General features: G+C 53.2%; 18 protein-coding genes and 1 pseudogene. 10 read left to right on the top strand and 9 right to left on the bottom strand.

All coding sequences use genetic code 11. From position 1 onward, the window contains the following. Positions 1–25 precede the first annotated feature (25 nt). The 5 genes from NAL19_RS10865 to NAL19_RS10845 form a co-directional block, all read right to left on the bottom strand. The gene (locus tag NAL19_RS10865) at positions 26–970 is read right to left on the bottom strand and encodes an amino acid ABC transporter permease (RefSeq protein WP_263057332.1); all 945 of its coding nucleotides are present in this window, start codon (positions 968–970) and stop codon (positions 26–28) included. An 81-nt stretch (positions 971–1051) separates the two neighbouring features. Continuing rightward, positions 1052–1606 (bottom strand): GNAT family N-acetyltransferase, encoded by a 555-nt coding sequence (locus NAL19_RS10860; RefSeq protein ID WP_263057331.1) that lies wholly within the window; start codon positions 1604–1606, stop codon positions 1052–1054. An 83-nt stretch (positions 1607–1689) separates the two neighbouring features. Beyond that, on the bottom strand, positions 1690–2673 hold the full coding sequence (locus NAL19_RS10855) for an ABC transporter substrate-binding protein (RefSeq protein WP_263057330.1): 984 nt from the start codon (positions 2671–2673) through the stop codon (positions 1690–1692). A 75-nt stretch (positions 2674–2748) separates the two neighbouring features. Beyond that, positions 2749–3684, bottom strand: a complete 936-nt coding sequence (locus tag NAL19_RS10850) for an ABC transporter substrate-binding protein (protein WP_263057329.1) — start codon at positions 3682–3684, stop codon at positions 2749–2751. A 22-nt stretch (positions 3685–3706) separates the two neighbouring features. After that, positions 3707–5035: an LLM class flavin-dependent oxidoreductase gene (locus NAL19_RS10845; protein WP_225084739.1), complete on the bottom strand. Its 1329-nt coding sequence runs from the start codon at positions 5033–5035 to the stop codon at positions 3707–3709. 320 nt (positions 5036–5355) lie between these two features. Between NAL19_RS10845 and NAL19_RS10840 the strand changes: the two genes are divergently transcribed. After that, positions 5356–5901 (top strand): flavin reductase, encoded by a 546-nt coding sequence (locus NAL19_RS10840; RefSeq protein ID WP_263057328.1) that lies wholly within the window; start codon positions 5356–5358, stop codon positions 5899–5901. A 181-nt stretch (positions 5902–6082) separates the two neighbouring features. Here NAL19_RS10840 and NAL19_RS10835 read toward each other — a convergent pair whose 3' ends face one another. Continuing rightward, positions 6083–7279: a M20 peptidase aminoacylase family protein gene (locus tag NAL19_RS10835; RefSeq protein ID WP_263057327.1), complete on the bottom strand. Its 1197-nt coding sequence runs from the start codon at positions 7277–7279 to the stop codon at positions 6083–6085. 418 nt (positions 7280–7697) lie between these two features. Between NAL19_RS10835 and NAL19_RS10830 the strand changes: the two genes are divergently transcribed. From NAL19_RS10830 to NAL19_RS10815, 4 genes and pseudogenes are all read left to right on the top strand, one after another. Beyond that, positions 7698–8678, top strand: a complete 981-nt coding sequence (locus NAL19_RS10830) for an LLM class flavin-dependent oxidoreductase (RefSeq protein ID WP_225084736.1) — start codon at positions 7698–7700, stop codon at positions 8676–8678. Positions 8679–8733: 55 nt separating this feature from the next. Continuing rightward, a pseudogene (locus NAL19_RS10825) lies at positions 8734–8853 on the top strand (ClbS/DfsB family four-helix bundle protein); the annotation flags it as partial. Between the two features lie 201 nt (positions 8854–9054). Then, positions 9055–9282 carry a hypothetical protein gene (locus NAL19_RS10820; protein ID WP_263057326.1) on the top strand — a complete coding sequence of 76 codons (228 nt, stop codon included), beginning with the start codon at positions 9055–9057 and terminating at the stop codon, positions 9280–9282. 399 nt (positions 9283–9681) lie between these two features. After that, entirely contained in the window at positions 9682–11634 is a 1953-nt protein-coding gene (locus NAL19_RS10815; RefSeq protein WP_263057325.1) for an autotransporter domain-containing protein, read from the top strand. A gap of 96 nt (positions 11635–11730) precedes the next feature. On the opposite strand, the gene NAL19_RS10810 is transcribed toward NAL19_RS10815, so the two are convergent. Further along, positions 11731–12744: a LacI family DNA-binding transcriptional regulator gene (locus NAL19_RS10810; RefSeq protein WP_263057324.1), complete on the bottom strand. Its 1014-nt coding sequence runs from the start codon at positions 12742–12744 to the stop codon at positions 11731–11733. A gap of 359 nt (positions 12745–13103) precedes the next feature. Between NAL19_RS10810 and ascF the strand changes: the two genes are divergently transcribed. The 5 genes from ascF to NAL19_RS10785 all read left to right on the top strand — a co-directional run bounded on the left by ascF (position 13104) and on the right by NAL19_RS10785 (position 17943). Beyond that, positions 13104–14564: a PTS cellobiose/arbutin/salicin transporter subunit IIBC gene (gene ascF / locus NAL19_RS10805; RefSeq protein ID WP_263057323.1), complete on the top strand. Its 1461-nt coding sequence runs from the start codon at positions 13104–13106 to the stop codon at positions 14562–14564. 40 nt (positions 14565–14604) lie between these two features. Beyond that, positions 14605–16035, top strand: a complete 1431-nt coding sequence (locus NAL19_RS10800; protein ID WP_263057322.1) for a 6-phospho-beta-glucosidase — start codon at positions 14605–14607, stop codon at positions 16033–16035. Between the two features lie 234 nt (positions 16036–16269). Continuing rightward, on the top strand, positions 16270–17070 hold the full coding sequence (gene hisN / locus NAL19_RS10795) for a histidinol-phosphatase (protein ID WP_225084730.1): 801 nt from the start codon (positions 16270–16272) through the stop codon (positions 17068–17070). Positions 17071–17123: 53 nt separating this feature from the next. Further along, entirely contained in the window at positions 17124–17510 is a 387-nt protein-coding gene (locus tag NAL19_RS10790) for a VOC family protein (protein WP_263059697.1), read from the top strand. Positions 17511–17526: 16 nt separating this feature from the next. Next, positions 17527–17943: a hypothetical protein gene (locus NAL19_RS10785; RefSeq protein ID WP_263057321.1), complete on the top strand. Its 417-nt coding sequence runs from the start codon at positions 17527–17529 to the stop codon at positions 17941–17943. Here NAL19_RS10785 and NAL19_RS10780 read toward each other — a convergent pair. Both NAL19_RS10780 and NAL19_RS10775 read right to left on the bottom strand, forming a co-directional pair. After that, positions 17940–19085 (bottom strand): AAA family ATPase, encoded by a 1146-nt coding sequence (locus NAL19_RS10780; RefSeq protein ID WP_317630274.1) that lies wholly within the window; start codon positions 19083–19085, stop codon positions 17940–17942. The two genes, NAL19_RS10785 and NAL19_RS10780, sit on opposite strands and share 4 nt — an antisense overlap. Then, the gene (locus NAL19_RS10775) at positions 19082–19975 is read right to left on the bottom strand and encodes an RNA ligase family protein (protein WP_263057319.1); all 894 of its coding nucleotides are present in this window, start codon (positions 19973–19975) and stop codon (positions 19082–19084) included. Before NAL19_RS10775 ends, NAL19_RS10780 begins: the two co-directional genes overlap by 4 nt. Between the last annotated feature and the right edge of the window lie 186 nt (positions 19976–20161).

Raw genomic sequence — 20161 nt, 5'->3', positions numbered from 1 at the left:
ATCTCATTCTCCAGAATCGGGTGAATTAACGTGTACGCTTGCGCGTCAGGAAACGGACGAGCCTCTGGCGCGGCGTTGGCGGCATTTCACGCACGGCACCACGGGCGACATAGCGTTCCACGTAGTATTGGATGACGGATAGCACCGTGGTGATCAGCAGATACCAGATGGTGGCGACCATCAGCAGCGGAATGACCTGCTGGGTACGGTTGTAGATGACCTGAACGGTATAGAACAGCTCCGGCAGCGCCAGCACGTAAACGATAGACGTCCCTTTTGCCAGACTGATGATCTCGTTGAAACCGGTAGGCAGAATCGAACGCAGCGCCTGCGGCAGAATGATGCGTACGGTACGGCGCCCACCGGGCAGCCCGAGCGCGGCGGAGGCTTCAAACTGTCCGGCATCTACGCCAAGAATACCGCCGCGAATAATCTCTGCCGTATAGGCAGATTGCACCAGCGTCAGGCCAAGCACGGCGACGGAAAATTGATCCAGTAAGTCAATGGTCGGATAGTTCAGGAAAACGATAGAGGTAAACGGAATTCCCAGCGCCAGCTCGTCATAGAGGTACGAGAAATTGTAGAGAATGATCAGCACCAGAATCAGCGGCAGCGATCGGAACAGCCAGATATAGAGCCACGACAGGGTGGACAACAGATAAGACGGCGAAAGGCGAGCGAGCGCCAGTGCGGTGCCGAAAATGATGCTGAATAGTGTGCCCAGCGCGGTCAACAGCAGCGTTTGTCCCAGACCGGTGAGAATGACCGGATTGAAAAACCACTCGGCAAAGACCGCCCATTCCCAGCGCGGATTCAGTGCGATCGACTGAACTATGCCGGCAAAAATGAACAGCGAAAACAGCGCGCCAGCAAAGCGAAAGGGATAGCGCGCCGGCACGATGCGCAACGGCGCGTCCTGTGCCTGGCTCAGCGGCGCTTGCTGAGAAGATGTGTGTAGAGATTGCGTCATAATCGATACCCTTTGAAAGTGATTGTGAAAAATGTCCCTTTGCTTTTCATCACCGCACAGGGTGAGTCGCAGCGTGTTGGGTCAACACACTTTCACATGGCGAACGATAAGATCGACTTCCGTTTGTCGAGCAGCCCGAGGCGTTGCTGCGTCAAACAGCGCTTTCTTGAACGGCAGTCGCCCATCGTAAGGCGGAATGCTGTAGGTCACGGGATCGACGTTGATGTCGAACTGCGGGGTATAGCCGTGGCTCAGGTAGAGGCGCACCGCTTCAGGCTGGCGGAAGCCGGTGGTCAGGAAAAAGTGCTGATAGCCTAACCGACGGGCATGTTGCTCCAGCTCTTGCATCACTTTCCCTGCCAGCCCCTGACGGCGCAGTGCATTATCTGTCCATACGCGCTTAATTTCGGCAGTGGTGCTGTCGTAGCGTTTAAACGCGCCAGTCGCAATCGGTACACCCTGACGCAGCAGCGCAATAAAAATGCCGTGCGGTTGCTGGTAGATCCCCGGCGGGTCGTTTTCCCGTTCGCCAAAAAAGTCGCCATAACGCTGCTCATATTCCGCGAACAGGCCGTCGATAATGGGGGCCACGATAGGGTCTTCGGGCTGAGTAACAATGAAGATGTCGTTGGACATGACGTGCTCCTGATTCATTCGGGTACGCGCTATCGGTAACCACGGTGTGTCGATCGTGGCGTACCGATAGTCATTGGACGGGATTAATCGCCCAGTCCCGGCGGATTGATTTCTGAACGGTCGATACGTTCGATGCTTTCGCCCCAGCGATTTAGCACCTGGTCGTATTCGCCACTTTTAATCACGCCGTTCAGCGCGGTATTAATTGGCTGAACCAGCCCGCTGCCTTTACGTGTGGTGACCGCGATATGTGCAACATTGGGGTAGCCGCCGTTGACCGTACCGACATGCTTAACCTTGCCAGTCAGCTCGGCTTTGTACGCCCCGATCACGTTGGGGCCGAAATAGGCGTCGGAACGACCGGATTGCAGGCTCAGGTTGGCGGCGGCATCGTCCGTGACATAAATTGGCTGAAAGGCGGGCAGGCCGTTGGCGCGATTCTGTTTATCCCAGGCCAGCAGCACGGCTTCCTGATTGGTGCCGGAGCCAACAATAATCTTCAGTCCGGCGATGTCTTTCGCTTCGTTGATGGATTGAATCTTACTGGTGGATTTCACATAGAAGCCCAGCGAGTCGACGCGGTAGGTGGCGAAATCAAACTTTTCCTTGCGCGCTTTGGTGACGGTAATGTTGATGATGGCGGCGTCGTACTTGCCGGAAGTCACACCGAGCGGCCAGTCTTCCCATGAGGTGGGGACGATGTTCAACTCCAGCCCGAGGCTGTCGGCCACCAATCGGGCAATATCCGGTTCGCTGCCCACCACGGTTTTGTTGTCGTCGGCCAGAAACGCTAGCGGCGGTGACGATCCCAGTGCAGCAATCGCTACGGTGAATTTACCCGGTGTGACAAAGGTAAAATCAGCCGGTATTTGCGCGATAGCTTCTGCGTTCTTCGGTGCATGGATCGGCTGCTGATTGGCTTTCAGATCGATAGCCGCCTGTGCGCCAGTCACTACGAACAGCGTACCGAGCAGCAACGCTACCGTCAGTAACGTTGTCAAACGCGATGGACGCAGGCGATGTGAGTGGGATGACGGTGCGATGGTGTGGGCAATCTCTTTTTGCATCAGTTTTTCCCTTGCAGATGATTATTTATAATGATTTTCGTGACGCCGTCACTTTTATGAGTATGTCGCGTTTACTTAATCGCCGATACCCGGTGGGTTCACGACGGATTGCGTGATTTTTTCATCCTCTTCACCCCAGCGATCCAGCACCTGCGCATAGCTGCCGTTCTTGATGGCGCCATTGATGGCGGTGCTGATTGGCTGGGCCAGACCATTACCTTTCTGCGTGGTGACCGCGACGTAAGCGACCGTCGGGCCTTTGCCTACCATGCGTGTTTTACCCGTCAGCGCCGCTTTATAAGCGCCGATAGAGTGCGGGCCGAAAAACGCATCGACGCGCCCAGACTGAATGCTCAGGTTGGCGGCAGCATCGTCGGTGACGTAAACCGGCTGTACAGGAGGAAGGCCGTTAGCGCGGTTTTGCCGATCCCAGCCCAGCAGAATGTTTTCCTGATTGGTGCCGGAGCCGACAATGACTTTCAGACCCGCCACGTCTTCCGGCTTATTAATCGACGTAATCTTACTGATCGATTTCACGTAGAAACCCAGCGTATCAATGCGATACGTGGCGAAATCAAACTTCTCTTTGCGGAGTTTGGTCACGGCGATATTAAAAATCGCGGCATCGTATTTCCCGGCAGTGATGCCTAGCGGCCAGTCTTCCCAGGAGGCCGGAACCAGTTTCAGCTCCAGCCCGAGGCCGTCGGCTACCAGCCGTGCAATATCGGCATCGCTGCCAACAATCGTTTTGTTGTCATCAGCCAGCAGCGACAGCGGCGGCGAGCTGAGCGCTGAAACGGCAATGGTCAGCTTCCCCGGCGTGACGAATTTGAAATTAGCGGGAATCTGCGCGATGGCTTCAGCGTTTTTTCCGATGCGAATGGGATTCTGATTTGCCTTCAGGTCAATACGGCTGACGAATCCGGTGTCTTGCGCCTGCACGTGGGTTACCAGCACGGTGCTCAGTACGGCCGCCAGAGTCGTCACAGCAAGAAAAGGGGAACGCTTCACGATGAATCTCCTGTGGCGCAAATTAGCGCGTGAATTGATTCACCGGATAATCCAGCGCCAGATTTTCCCGCAGCGTGTAGCCTGCGTAATCCTGACGGAACAGGCCGCGCTGTTGCAGCAGAGGAACCACGCGATCGACAAAGTGGTTGAGTGTCTCCGGCGTCCCCCCCTGAATGATGAAGCCATCGGCCGCACCGTTTTCAAACCAGAGCTGTAAGCCATCCGCCACCTGTTCGGGCGTGCCGCTGAATACGGGGCGTGGTGATGCGGCTTCCAACGCGACCTGCCGCAGCGTTAAGCCTTTTTCCTGCGCGTTGCGTTTGATTTCGTCAGTGGTGCTACGGAAGCTGTTTTTCCCCAGATCGCCGATATCGGGGAAAGGCTCATCCAGCGGATGTTGGGAGAAGTCATAGTGCTCAAAGTAGCGCCCCAGATAATTGAGGGCGTCCTCAATCGTGACCAGTTGGGCGGTTTCCTGATATTGACGCTCCACGTCTTCCGCGTCGTTGCCAACAATCACGCTGACGCCCTGAAAGATGTGTAGCTGATCGGCCCGGCGGCCGTTTTCTTCCAGCTTCTGTTTTACCTCGCGGTAATAACGCTGTGATTCTTCCAGCGTGTGTTGATGGGTGAAAATGGCATCGGCGTGCTTGGCGGCCAGTTTTTGGCCGTCTTCCGATGCGCCAGCCTGAAACACAATAGGGCGGCCCTGCGCGGATCGGCCGATATTCAGCGGCCCCTGCACGGAGAAGAATTCACCTTTATGGTGTAGCGTGTGCAGCTTCTCGGGATCGAAGAACTGTCCGCTGGCTTGGTCGCGAATAAAGGCATCGTCTTCCCAGGAATCCCATAGGCCTTTTGCCACCTGAAGGAATTCATCGGCAATACGGTAGCGCAGCGCGTGTTCCGGGTGTTGTGCGCGGGAGAAGTTTTTCGCCGAGCCTTCCAACGGTGAGGTCACCACGTTCCAGCCCGCGCGGCCATTGCTGAGATGGTCGAGGCTGGAGAATTGACGCGCCGTGGTGAACGGTTCGGAATACGACGTCGAAAGTGTGCCGACCAGACCTATATGCGTGGTAACGGTGGCTAATGCGGACAGCAGCGTTAACGGTTCAAAGCGATTGAGAAAGTGAGGGATCGATTTTTCATTGATATATAAGCCGTCAGCCACGAAGACAAAATCAAACTTCCCTTGTTCGGCTTTTTTTACCGCATCCAGAACAAAACCAAAATTAATACTGGCATCTGGCACGACATTTTTATGTCGCCATGCGGACATATTTCCCGCTGCGCCCTGTAATATTAAACCCAGTCTTAATTGCCGTTTGGTAGAGAGTTGTTTTTCACTCATTATCAGAAACCTTTTTATTAATTGAATGTGTTTGTCATTAATTGAAAGTGCCTATTTTTCATTGAACGACTCTCCGTAAAAGTGAAAATAGTCCATCAATAAACCGGCTATCAATAAGCAAGCAATCAATAGAAATTCATGGATTCAATAAAAGTTAATCATGCGTTAATAGCGTTTTTTCACTATTGATGAGGCGAGGCGTGATGTAAAACAACAAAAATGGATAATAAAATTCAAAAATTTCAGATGATGACGCGGCTTATTTTGTTAGTATAATGTTAACAATCATGTCTCTTCGCCGTATCTAAAGGAAGTATTTAATGTCTGATTTGATAGCTGAACGACACGTAACCGCGAATGACGCGGCGTTCTCTGCTGCGGCTGTTACGGTTGACCGGCAGGCGTTTCGCGATGCGATGGCAAGGCTGAGCGCTGCGGTTAATGTCGTGACGACGGATGGCCCGGCGGGTAAAGCTGGATTTACGGCTTCCGCGGTGTCCAGCGTCAGCGATTCGCCCGGTACGCTGCTGGTATGTTTGAATCGCGGTTCGTCGGTGTATCCCGCGTTTCAGGCGAATGCGCATTTGTGCATCAATACGTTGGCTTCCCATCATGAAGCGCTGTCGACGCTGTTTGGTAGCCGCTCGTCTACCGAAGAGCGGTTTGCGGCAGCGGAGTGGGACGTGCTGCACACCGGATCACCGGTGTTGCGGGATGCACTGGTTGCGTTTGACTGCCTGATTGAGGAAGTGGTGAGTGCGGCGACGCACGATATCTTTATTTGCCGAGTGTTAGCACTGAAGCAGGGTGAAAGCACCGATGGTCTGGTGTATTTTTCCCGCCGTTATCATGCTGTTCGCGGTTAATTTGTATCACTTTCTCGCTTAATTCCGACCGTTTCACGATCGAGATACCCGGAGCAACCACGGGGTGAGGCATCCCTGCGGGAACGTCATCCCCGTGTCTCTCCTAATATCGGATTAATGTAATCAATACCCCTCTGCCGAATTGATCGTGCAGAGGGGATTTTATTTGTAGAACAAGCTATTACGATGAAGACAGTACGGCCTGCGGCGGAGTGACTTTCGTGGTACGCAGGCGATGTAACGCGGCCTCCGCCAGCTGTGCGAAATACCGTGAGGCTGGCGCAATCGCACTTTCATCCGGGTTAAACTGAGGATGGTGCAGGCCAAATTCGCTGTTTGAACCAATGCTGACGAAGGTGCCCGGTATTTCCTGAAGGTAAAGTGCAAAGTCCTCGCCGCTCATTTGCAGCTCGGCGTTTTCCACCTGATAGCCTGCGTCTCGGGCAATCTGTTTGCTGAAATCTGCCCATTCGCTGGTATTCACGACCGCGGGTGGGCCGGGGTACCATTTCAGTTCCGCTTTGGCGCCCAGCGCAAGGGCGATACCGCCGATCAGTTGTTCAATGCGTTCCGGTATTTCCGCGCGAATCGCGGCATTGTAGGTGCGTACCGTACCTTCCAGTTCTACCGTTTGCGGCAGTACATTCCAGGTATTGCCGCCCTGAATGCGCGTAACGCTGATGACCAGCGATTCCAGCGAACTGAAACTGCGACTGGGCAACGTTTGCAGCGCATTGACGATATTGCAGGCGGTGACGATGCTGTCGATGCCTTGTTCGGGTTTGGCGGCGTGCGCGCCTTTGCCCGTAATGTGAATGGCGAAGCGATCCACGTTGGCATAAAACGGGCCGCTGCGTGTGGCGAAGGTGCCAGCGGGAAGCTCAGGCGCGTTGTGCAGACCGAAAACGGCGGCCACATCGGCGAGTGCACCCGCGCGGATGAACTGTTTAGCGCCGGTAGAAACCTCTTCTGCCGGTTGGAAAAAGACGCGGATTTTACCCGGTAAGACAGATTCGCGTTTTTTTAGCAAACAGGCGGCACCCAGCATCACCGCAGTATGGAAATCGTGCCCACAGGCATGCATGACGCCTGCGTGCTGAGAGCGAAACGGTACATCCACCAACTCTTCAATCGGCAGGGCATCAATATCGGCCCGCAGCGCAATCGTCGGGCCGCTACCGTGGCCGATCTCGGCAACGACGCCAGTGGTCAGCGTCAGGGGCAACAGGCGGATGTCTTTCTCTTGTAGCCAGCGGGTGATGTGCGCGGTGGTTTGGTGTTCCTGATTGGACAGTTCCGGGTGCTGATGCAGGTGCCGTCGCCAGTTAATTAGCTGTTGCTCGAATGACGTATCACAACAGGGGATAGATTCAGCCATATCAATACACCTCCTTAACAAAACTCAAACATGATAAAGGTAGCCGATAGCGACTCAGTGGATAAATACCATCTGGTTATATTTCATGCCTTTTTATCCCGAATTATTTAAGGTTTTGGGATTGCAATGCCATTTTCTATTCGTAATGCGAATGATTTATGCGTAACTTGTTTTTTTAGTAATGACAACTTTTCTTTATTAAAATTCCTGCTAACAAAATCCGTTATTGATATTTATATTTCACGCTGTTATGCAACATGCTTCTTATTCTGTTTTTCCTTTTCCTGATTTTTACTGTGACGCTTTATTTGAAATAAATCATTATGTAATGAATGGTTTTGAAATAAAACGTCATTATTAATAAATGACGTTGACGGATGGTTGCTGAAAATAGCGTCGCTGAAAATAAGGAAACATCGTGGGATATAAGCTCAGTTTATTAGATCAAAGCCCGATTGCCGAAGGCATGAGCGTGGAACAGGCGTTGGCACAAACCGTTTCGCTGGCGCAAGTGGCAGAAGCGCTTGGCTATCATCGTTTTTGGGTTTCCGAGCATCATAATTCTGATGAGTTGGCGGGGTCATCTCCCGAGGTTTTAATCACCTGGCTGTTGGCACACACCACCACGCTGCGCATTGGTTCCGGCGGGGTGATGTTACAGCATTACAGCCCGTATAAGGTCGCAGAGAATTTCCATGTGATCGGTGCATTGTCGGGTGGACGTGTCGATTTGGGGATCGGCAAAGCGCCGGGCGGGCTGCCGTTGGCAACGCGTGCGCTACAGCAGGAAATCAGTGAAGCGACACGGGTGACCTTCACGGAGAAATTACAGCAATTAAACCGTTTTCTCGACAGCCATGATGAGACGGCCGAGCGCCTGAATGCCACGCCGTTACCGGAACACGCGCCACAGCGCTTTCTGCTGGGTGCCAGCCAGGAGAGTGCGCGCTTAGCCGCGTCGTTGGGCTGGAGTTTTGTCTTCGCCGGGTTCATTAACGCCAGTGAAACGCTACTGACGGAGTCTCTCCTGAGCTATCGGGAATTGAAGCCCGACAGCGCCCAGACGCTGCTGTCGCTGTCGGTGATTGCCGCCGAACACCATGAAGAGGCGGAAGCGCTGGCCAGCACGCAGCATAACTATAAGGTTTATATTGAGAACAAACCGCCGTTGACGGTGGGCACTCAAGAGCTGGCCGACAATTTCGTTCGGCAGGCGGGCGCAACGGATTTCCGCATCGTTCAGGAGCCGCGCAATGTGCTTTACGGCACGCCGGAACATATTCATCAGCGTCTGGAAACTTACCATCAGCGCTTTGGCGTGGATGAATTCATCATCCATACGCCCGTGACGTCCCCCCGCGAGCGCGAGGCATCAATCCGCCTGCTGGCTCAGCGCTGAGTAAGACCGAAAAATGTGAGCGATGACAAAGCGGTACCGCCGTTTGATCAGTACACAGCTCTATGGTGAATGCTGGTACGGTAAGTAGACCCGTGGTCGGATGATTCAGTTCAACACGGCTTCGCCGTATAAAAATGCGGCTGGCCGCCTGCGCGTGTGGGAGGGCAATAAGTAACATTTTGATAATAAATAGAAAAAATAAAACTGGTTGTTTGTTGTCTCTTTTTATTAGTCGTCTTTTTTTCTTTCTTTGTCAAAGTCGTGCCCACGGTGTTTTTTCAGACAAAACCTTACATATTCCCTCTGCTTGACTGTTCTATACTCATTAGTAAGCAAGATAAGTTTTACTGGCCGATGAGATAAATAGGGGGAAAAAATGATTGGTCTCAACCTGGTTTCTCCGGTGTCATATTACTCCACGCCTGACAAACTTGATTATGTGCAAGGTATTTCCCGCTCGTCGCAACTCTCTGGTTATCCTCACCCGGATGCGTCTACCCGTTCTCGGGTCACGTACGAAAATAGCGGTTCCGTATTTAAGCCACCCATTGCCGATGGGATCAATCGTCCAACGGCAAATAACCAGCTTAACGTCTACGTTTAGGGCTGTCTCAATCTGGTAAAATGGATAATCGCGCACCGAAAACGATCGTTTTCGGTGCGTATTTTGTTTTTTTATCCTCATTGCATCTCATCGATGCCTCTTCATAAAAATATTTTTACCAAGCCCGTCTCGTTCCTGTTCTCTTTTTTTTCTCGATCCCCCTTCGTCTGTAACCTGTGTCAAGTCAGGTTTATTCATGACTAACGCTATGATTAATCAGCCTTACACAATTCTGACTATTTACTTTCGCTTTGCTGCGCTTTGACACATTTCATCATATTTCTTTTGCTTCTATAGCATTGGAATGAATATTGCTGCTATTTTTCTTTTTTTAACAAAGACATGACCTGAATAAGGTTCCTCTGGTGTTGTTGATAATGAGAAAAGGGAGTGATGTTCATGTTTAAGCAAGTTGCAGTGGCGGTGGGGATGGCGTGTTTATGTGTACCCGCATGGGCTTATGATTACGGGGATTATGCGCGCGAGACCGTAGATACGCTCATTAATGATTATCCAGGGCGCTATCGCGGTACGGCCAATTTTGCCGGCGCGGCAGACTGGATGACGCAACGTATGGCACCCGGTTATACCACCGTCAGGCAGGATTTCTCCTGGACGGCAGGCGGTACGACACGTTCGTCACAAAACGTGTTGGCCTATAATACCGGGCTAAGCAGCGAATACATTATTACTGGCGCGCACTTTGATACCTTCTTCGGTCGGCCGACGCTGCAAGGGCTGGATGATAACGCCTCCGGTGCATCGATCCTGACAGAAGTGGCGCGTAATTTTAGCGGTATTCAGACGGAAAAAACGCTGGTCTTCGCAGCCTTTGGTGCGGAAGAAGAAGGGCTGCGCGGTTCGCGCGCGATGGTTAACGAGTTGATCGCGCAGGGAACCGCGGGCGGCCTTAAGGCCATGATTAATATGGACAGTATGATCACCGGTGACAAACTCTACGCCCACGCTGGCGATAACAGCGTGGCGAATCCTGAGTTAGCCAGCCTGCGTCAACAGACGCTGCGTATTGCAAACGAACTGGGTATCGAATTGTTCACCAATCCGGGGCTGAATGCGAGTTATCCGGCAGGTACTGGCTGTTGCAGCGATGGCGATAGCTTCAACGCGGCGTTTGATATTCCCGTGCTCTATATGGAGGCGACCAACTGGGATATTGGCGATCAGGATGGCTATGAGCAAACCACGAACCCTGCGGTGCCGGGAGGGGCGACGTGGCATAACCCCACAGTGGATAACGAAGCCTTTCTGACCAGCGTGCTGGGTCAGGAACGTGTCGATCAGCGCCTGCGTGACGTTTCACGGCTGGTGACACGGCTGCTGCTGGAGATCTCCAATACCGATTTACTGCATTCGGCGTATTCTGCTGCCGCGATGCAACGGGCTATGGAAGAGAGCCTGAAACGTCAGCGCCAGTCGCTGAGTGAGTTGCACAATCAGCGCTGGCTGCTGCTGCAAAATACCACGCGTAGCGCAGGGACGCTGGATACGGCCGTCGGGGTTGAGGGCGATGTGATTCCGTCAAATGGCTTCGACCGTACACCGCAGCAGCGTGCCCGTCAGGCGATGGCCTATGCACTGGTCGATTATCAGTTAAGTGACGGTGTCACGATTGGTGGCAGCCTGAGCCTTCTGCGTAGCAAGGATAAGCTTGAGCGTAATGGACATATTGAAAGCGATACCTGGCAAGCAGGTATTTACGGTTTGCTGAATCAGGGAGGGCCAGTCTGGTTGAGCAGCGACGTGACGGCGGGCCGGGCGGCCATTTCGTCACGCCGCTCGGTGTATCTGCAATCTGCGGGTGGTCCGGTGCTATTGGACAACACGTTGGATGGCAATACCGAAGCACAATTTGTCGGTGCCCGCGTAACCGGCGGCTATGATTTTCCGCTCAGCGAACTGCGTACCGGTCCGGTTGTCGGGCTGGATTACGCACGCTACCGCATCAATGCGTTTGATGATAAAGGCAACCTGCGGACGGGCGTGCGGTATGAAAAACAGGATGTAGATTCGCTGGAAGCCAGTCTGGGCTGGCGCGTGCGTGGCAAAGTGGAATTCAGCAACAAAACGTCGCTGCAACCTTATGCTACGGTGGCGTGGGTGCGAGAATTGGCTGATGGGCTCGATTCCAGCTTTACGGTGAAAGATCGTGTCGATGGCGCAAACCGCCGCGTGGCGGTGGGTGAACAGGATAAGAACTTCGGTCGGGCAACGGTCGGCGTACAGTGGCTTGCGGCAGAAAGTCTGAATCTGTATTCCGAAGTCGGCAGCCGTTTCGGTCATCGGGATGGCGATCAAACGCGCTACAGCGTGGGCGTCCAGTGGCAATTCTAAACCTGTTGCTGTGCAGAATGCGCTCAGCGACTGAAAGGGAAATTCGGCGTTAAAACGGGGTCTGAAACGACCCCGTAGCGGATTCGGACGGGTTGGTTACAAGTACGGCCCGTCCTGAATGGAATCTCTGACTCGAAGTTCGGACAAGAACAGATTGTCTTTCGAGAAGTATCCGCCATCCAGCATCGCGATCAGGCGGTTAATCACTTCATTGATCATATCGCTCACCGGATCTTTAACGCTGGAGAGCGACGGCTTCAAAAACGGCGCGGTGGGAATATCGTCGAACCCGACGACAGAAACGTCATGTGGGACAGCAACGCCAGCTTCATCCAGCGCTTTTATCGCGCCAATCGCCATGTCGTCATTGCTGGCGAGAACGGCACTGAACGATACCCGGCTATCGCGCAGGGTGGTAATGGCGAGCGATCCGCTGTGCGGTGTCCATTTTCCTCTCACAATCAGCTCGTCCCGTACTGCGATATTGGCCGCCGTCAGCGCCTCTTTATAGCCGGAAAGGCGTTCGATAGCGGTCGGCGAATCCAGAGAGCCGGTGATAAAAGCAATATCTCTATGGCCGCGTGCGATCAGATGCTGCGTGGCGTGATAGCTGGAACCTTTGTGATCGCAGCAGATGCAATGGCTCTGGTGTTTACGCAGTTTACGGTTGACCACCATGATCGGCTGCTTGTGCTTCTCAATGATGTCATCCATTTCATCCACGTTAAGAAAACGGGGATAGATGATAATCGCATCACAGCGCAACCCGAGCAGGAATTGAATCGCGGCTCTCTCTTCATCGGCGCTGTGTTTGCCATCGACCAGAATCAACTGGCGTCCATTGTCTTCCAGTTTTTTGGCGGCTTGTGACAGCAGTTCGTTGAAATAGCTGCCGTTATAGAGTGTGTTGGTTACCACCAAACCAATACAGGCGGATTTGCTGGTCGCCAGATTTCGCGCCAGTAAATTTGGCCGATATCCCGTCTCCTCAATGGCCTGATAGACCAGCGTTTTGGTTTCCTCACTGGTATAGCCTTTACCCGATAGCACGCGCGATACCGTCGCTTTTGATACGCCTGCTTTCTTCGCCACTTCCTGCATTGTCGACATGGGACATCCTGACACGTTGAACACGTTTACCATTTTACACTGGCAGAAGCAGGGTGATAAGGACAGAACCGATGAGAGTGGAGCCGTGAACGCGATTCATGGCGATCGTGTTCACATAAGTAAAATATTCATAATAAATCTATTGAAATACTATTCATATATAAACACTATCATGTGGAACCGGTTACTCATCAGCGTTTCATTACGTTGCCTAGAGAAGGGATACCGGCATGAATACGTTTATAACCGTATGAAATTGAATAATAAATGTACGCACATCCAATCATATCCCCGTTTCGGACGCGTTAAGTCGTTTGTTGAACCAGGGGGCGTGCGCGATTACGAGAGATTGTCTATCCATGTCAAAGAATTATGCGGCTGTATCCCGTTCGATCGTTGATGCCATCGGTGGTGCTGATAACATCGCTGCCGTGACACACTGTATGACCCGCCTGCGCTTTGTGCTTAAAGATAATGATGCAGCGAATGTGGCTGAACTGAAGGCAATAAGCGGCGTGTTGGGCGTCGTGAAAAACGATAACCAGTGCCAGGTCATCATCGGCAACACCGTTTCTCAGGCCTATGCCGAGGTGGTAAAACTGTTGCCGGAAGGCGCCGCGGCAGAAAAAGCGGTACCGGTGAACAACAAAATTACGCTGCGACGCATTGGAGCGGGCATTCTGGATGCGCTGATTGGTACGATGTCACCGCTCATTCCGGCGATTATCGGCGGGTCAATGGTGAAACTGCTCGCCATGATTCTGGATATGACGGGCATATTCGAGAAGGGATCTTCCACGCTGACGATTCTGAACGTGATTGGCGATGGTGCATTTTTCTTCCTGCCGATCATGGTGGCCGCGTCTGCGGCGGTCAAATTCAAAACCAATATGTCGCTGGCGATTGCTATCGCTGGGGTGCTGGTTCATCCGACGTTTATCGATCTGATGGCAAAAGCGGCGCAGGGTCAGCAGGTCGTATTTATGGGGCTGTCCGTCACGGCGGTGAAATACACCTACACCGTGATTCCGGCACTGTGCATGACCTGGATTCTGTCTTACATTGAAAAATGGGTAGACCGCATTACGCCAGCGGTGACCAAGAATTTCCTGAAGCCGATGTTAATTGTGCTGATTGCGTCTCCGATTGCCATCATGCTTATCGGCCCGATTGGGATCTGGATCGGTAGCGGTATTTCTGCGGTGGTGTACACCGTACATGATTATCTGGGCTGGTTGTCCGTTGCCATTATGGGCGCTATTTGGCCGCTGCTGGTGATGACCGGTATGCACCGCGTGTTTACACCAACCATTATTCAGACCATCGCCGAAACCGGTAAAGAAGGGATGGTGATGCCGTCTGAAATCGGCGCGAACCTGTCGCTTGGCGGGTCTTCACTCGCCGTCGCCTGGCGTACCAAAAACCCGGAACTGCGTCAGACCGCGCTGGCCGCGGCGGCATCGGCGATTGTTGCCGGGATCTCTGAACCTGCGCTGTACGGTGTGGCTTTGCGCCTGAAGCGTCCGCTGATCGCCTGTTTAATGACCGGTTTTATCTGTGGCGCCGTTGCTGGTATCGGCGGGTTGGCAAGCCATTCAATGGCGTCGCCGGGGCTGTTTACCAGCGTACAGTTCTTCGATCCTGCCAACCCAATGAGCATTGCCTGGGTATTCGGCGTCATGATTCTGTCTGTCGTGATTTCCTTCTTCGTTACTTTGCTGCTGGGCTTTGAAGACATTCCGGTAGAAGAAAAACCGGAAGAGAAACACGTACAGGGCGATACGGTTGCCGCGCCGCAGCACGCAACGAATACGAATTAAGTTAGGCACTCATTAAATGAAGTACGAAGGAGAAAAGCGTATGTCTGCATCAACATTTCCCGATGGATTCTTATGGGGGGGCGCGATTGCGGCCAATCAGGCAGAAGGCGCGTACCTTGAAGGCGGTAAAGGGCTGACGACGGTAGATATGATCCCTCACGGCGTGAATCGTCTGCCGGTGAAACTGGGGCAAGAACCGCGTTTCGCGCTGCGCGAGGACGAGTTTTATCCCAGCCATCAGGCGATCGATTTCTATCATCGCTATAAGGACGATATCGCACTGATGGCGGAAATGGGGTTCACGGTGTTCCGTACCTCCATCGCCTGGAGTCGGCTCTACCCGAATGGGGATGAGCTGACGCCCAACGCCGACGGCATCGCCTTTTATCGCGATATGTTTGCCGAATGCAAGAAATACAACATCGAGCCGCTGGTGACGCTGTGCCATTTCGATGTGCCGATGCATCTGGTCACCGAGTACGGATCATGGCGTAACCGGAAAATGGTGGAGTTCTTTGCACGTTACGCCCGAACCTGTTTTGAAGCCTTTGACGGGTTAGTGAAATATTGGCTGACGTTCAATGAAATCAATATTTTGCTGCATAGCCCATTTTCCGGCGCGGGGCTGGTCTTCGCCGATGGGGAAAATCAGGAACAGGTGAAATATCAGGCCGCACACCATGAACTGGTGGCGAGCGCGCTGGCGACGAAGATTGCGCATGACGTCAATCCGGAAAATCAGGTCGGTTGTATGCTGGCTGGCGGTAATTTCTATCCGTGGTCGTGCAAACCGGAAGACGTTTGGGCAGCGTTGAATAAAGATCGTGAGAACCTGTTCTTTATCGACGTGCAGGCGCGCGGCACCTATCCGGCGTATACCGGCCGGTTATTTAAAGAGAAGGGCATCACGATTGCGTCCGAACCGGGTGATGATGAGATTCTCACGAACACGGTGGATTTTGTGTCCTTCAGCTATTACGCCTCCCGCTGTGCGTCGGCGGATATGAACGAGCACAACAGCAGTGCGGCGAACATCGTTAAATCGCTGAAGAACCCGCATATCAAGGCAAGCGAATGGGGCTGGGGAATTGACCCACTGGGCCTGCGCATCACCATGAACATGATGTATGACCGCTATCAGAAACCGCTGTTTTTGGTCGAGAACGGACTGGGCGCGAAGGACGAGATTAACGCACAGGGCGAGATTGATGATGACTATCGCATCAGCTACCTGCGTGAGCACATCAGTGCGATGGCGGACGCGATTGGCGATGGTATTCCGGTCATCGGTTATACCTCATGGGGCTGCATTGATCTGGTCTCCGCCTCCACCGGTGAGATGAGCAAACGCTATGGCTTCATCTATGTCGATCGCGACGACCGGGGCGAAGGCACATTAGCCAGAAAGAAAAAGAAATCGTTCTACTGGTATAAGAAGGTGATTGCCAGCAACGGTGCCGACCTGAGTTAAAGGCAATAAGATCGCCCAGCGATGCCTACTCTAGCCCCCTGACGGAGACGTTTGGGGGCTATTTTTTTATCCAGACCATAAGAATGTGAATTGTGGTTGCCGATGTCTTTGTGCATAATCGAGCGATATAATTACGCAAAATAACTCATAACCGAGCATTAATGAGCGTTATCATTAATCCTCTTCAATGCCTACCGGCACCGTTATACCCATGCGATAGGAAGGTAAAACACCATGAGCCAGTTACTTCCCGATATTGCCTTTTTCCATGAACTCGCCACGCTTGCCAGCCAGGAGACGTTACCGCGTTTTCGTTCCCTTACCGCAAACCAAATTGAGACGAAGCCAAAAGAAGGTTTCCGTTTTGATCCGGTGACAGAAGCCGATCGGGAGGCTGAGCGGGTCATCCGCGAGCACATTACGCGTCGTTATCCCGATCACGCGATTATGGGCGAAGAATTTGGCCTGAGTGGGGAAGGCCCGGTGCGTTGGGTTTTGGATCCTGTCGATGGCACCCGACCTTTCTTGTGTGGCTTACCCGTGTGGGGAACGCTTATCGGTCTGCTGCATCATGAACGTGCCGTGATGGGGATGATGAGCCAGCCGTTTACCGGGGAGTGCTTTTGGGCGGAGGGTTCACAGGCCTGGCGTAGCGACCGCAATGGGGACGTTCGTTTAAGCACGCGTAAAGGTGTGTCGCTCGAACAGGCCATTCTTCACACTACGGCGCCAGAAGCCCTGAGCATGCACCCGGCGGTTCACTTCGCAGAACTAGCAGAAACCACGCTGATGACGCGCTATGGCGGAGAATGTTACGCCATGGCGATGCTGGCAGCAGGCCAGATTGACATCTGCGTGGAATTTGCATTGCAGCCCTACGACATTGTCGCGCTGATCCCGATTATTGAGCAGGCAGGTGGCATCATCACCGATCTCAACGGGCAGCGAGCGGAAGCGGGGGGTACCGTTGTCGCGACCGGTGATCCGGCATTGCATCAACAGGTTTTAGCCATTCTGAACGGAACGCGGTCATAGCCGCGACCCATCCAGACGATATGAAAAACGATGGTTGTTAAGAAGGAATCATGATGAAAGTGGCACACGTTGCGCTATGGACGACCGATCTGGCCGCGCAGGCGGCATTTTGGCAAGAGTTCTTCGCCGCGCAGGTGGGGGAAAAATATGTGAGCCGGAATCGCCCCGGTTTTGAATCGCATTTCGTTCAACTGAGTGAAGGCGCCTCTATTGAACTAATGACGCTGCCGGTGTTGGCGGAAGCCTTAGCCAATAAAGAAGGCTGCGGCTGGGCGCACGTCGCGATTTCGGTCGGGAGCAAGGTGGATGTCGAGGCACTAGCCAGCAAAGCCGCAGAGCGCGGCATTTTAGTTGCTCAACCTCGGATGACGGGAGACGGTTTTTATGAAGCGATCCTCCGCGACCCTGATGGTAATCTGATTGAGATAACATCAGACTGATTTGGAATTTTTTCCTATGCTGCACAAACTGTCCTCATTCGATCAACAACATAACGCGGTAGTGATTTGTATCGGTGAAATTCGGTTTGGCCCGCCTTATTTTTCGCTATCCATCGACGGGAAAACGCTGGAAGATCGCGTTTTCGGCAAAGACATGCTGTGGTCGCCGGATTCGCGTTATCTTGCAGTGCAAGAGTGGCTCTCTACGGCGGAACGCGACGGCCCACAAACGGCGTTACTCTGCATTGATGTGCTTGAAGAAAGGCAATGTCAGGTTTCTCAGGCGGCGGGGGGATTTATCGTCCCCGTGCGTTTTGAGGACGATAAGTTAGTCTATGAAAAACAGTATTTTGGCGCAAAGAAAAACGGTATCACGGAATACGAGATCCCGTTTACCACGCTTCCGCGCTGGGAGGAACTGCGGCTGCGTTAGGCTTCATAGCTCACCGCATGCGCTTCCGTCGGTGCGGGAAGTTCCCATTTCGTTAGCATACCTTGCAGCGTTTTGTTGCTCAATGTGGTGTCCCGTTTGCCGTTGCGGCGCAGTAATTCCTGCCGTGGGCGCTCCAGATAGATAATCTCCACTTCTGCGCCGTAGGCGTAGCACAGATCCAACGTGCGGGTGCGCATTTGCTGGCTCAGGTGTGTGGCGTTCCACACGAACGGTTCATGCGTTCGCAGCAGTGAACGCGCTTTGTCGGTCGCCCAATGCACCGCTTTTCCTTCGTTTTCGCCGTGTTTTAACCCCAACTCGGTTCGCGCATCGTCGAAAGAAACCACGGGTAAACCGCGCCGATTCGCCTGTACCCAGGTGTCTTTTCCCGAAGCGGGTAAGCCGCACATGACGGTGACTTTCGAACCCGGCTCCTGAAACAGCGGATAATCTGGATGCACATCGGCACCGCGAAAATAGCTCAGGCGCGTGTGGGCATCGACAAATGCTCTCGGCTGGCCGTAACAGCCTTCTTCCCGCGCCAGCTCGCGGAACAGCTCAATACTGTCGAGCACGCGCGCTTGATCCTGACAGATGCGCCCACGCATATCGGCTTCCGCCAGCGTTGCCAGCAGCGGGATGCTTAACTGCCACGATAATTCGCGAATCGTAAAGAGTGGCGACATCCGACGCCGCTCATCCTCAAGGCAGTAAAACGGCACCTGATGCACCGAAATTAAGCGGCAAATCGCTTCCCGAATCGCAAACGGAACGCCGGTATCCCACAGCAGCACACGAGCGTCGATGGCCCCTTTGCGAGAATGCCCTGGCTGACCAATTTGCCCCGTCACCGGGTCAATCACCGTCGTGCGGTATTTCGCAACGTCATGCAGCAATGCGGCAAAAAACAAGATTTCCTGCTGCTCGCGTGTGGCAGTCTGGTAATCGGGAAGCTGCAAAAGCGACTCAATAACCATAATGGTGTGTGTCCAGACATCACCTTCACCGTGGTAACGCGGCTCTTGCGGCGTCTCTTTCGCGCGTTGAAGCACCGGAAACGCGTCCAGACAATCAGCAAAATCTGGCTGTGCGCCAGAGGCGGGGACCAATCCCCTAATGGTATTCCAATCCATGATAATCATACTCCTGACTTATCGGGCATGGCGGCGGCGAGCGCGTCTAAAGAACGCAGCGTATTCAGCCCCAGCATTTCCCAGGATACAGTTGGACAGGGCGCGAACAGATCAACGCCTTCTGCCAGTTGGTTCGGCAAAATAGGACGTCGGGAATGATGTGAGCCGCTGTCCAGAATGGTTTGGATGAAGTCATGGCGTACCAGCTTGTAACGCGCCAGTACCTGTTCATCATCTTCTACCTTCAGATACAGGCCTTCCGAACGGTCTGATTTATCGGTTTGATGCCAGCACAGCGCAAGCGGCAAACCTTCACGCTGCACGGTGGATTCAAACGTGGTCTGCCAACTTGGGCTTTTCGCCAGTGAACGGAACACCAGCTTCCACAGCAACGCCGGGTGAGTGGGCATTTCCCCAGCGTAAAGTACCGGAACAGACAACACGGGCGAACCGGCCAGCATCGCGTGTCGGCGTGCCGTCGATAAAAAAATGCCGTCACGACGATCGTAAATATCAAATTCATGAAAATAGTGCGGCAAACGGTCGTAAAACACGGAATGCTTGCTGTAAGCCCATTCGCCGTACATCACGAAACGGTCTTCCAATAGCTCAAGAAAACGCATTTCGTGCGCGGTGGCCCAAAGCTTGAACTGGTTGAACTGCCGTTCCCGCGAGCCGCCAGCCAGATAATGGCCGCGCGACTGGAGCAAGAGTTCTGCCGTTTCATTGAAGGACACGCCGCTGTTCGCGCCGTCGATCTTTTCTTCGATGACGACATAGCGGCCTGCCAGCGCTTTCAGTGCAATTTGGTCCGACCCATCATCGCCGGACTGTAAACGCGAACCTTCCAGATGAGGGATACGCGGATATTTTAATAACGGTATTGAATGTAAATTCATATTTTTCGCCTGCTGCGTTATTGGCGCAGCCAGGCCCATCTACGGTAAAAAAAGAGGGCCGACGAACGTGTTCTGGCGCGAGTCAATAGCTGGCCGCTGGCATTCCAGAGGTCAGAGTCGCGGGGGAGGAAGCGGGAGATTCGTTCTTTGCTCCGCACAATCGCGGGGAAAGAAGGGAATTCGTAC

Origin of the sequence: Pectobacterium sp. F1-1, from assembly GCF_025643735.1 — a bacterium.
Lineage (GTDB): Bacteria > Pseudomonadota > Gammaproteobacteria > Enterobacterales > Enterobacteriaceae > Pectobacterium > Pectobacterium colocasium.
Note: the sequence above shows the minus strand (reverse complement) of the source record. Positions and strands in the feature narration are given on the sequence as shown.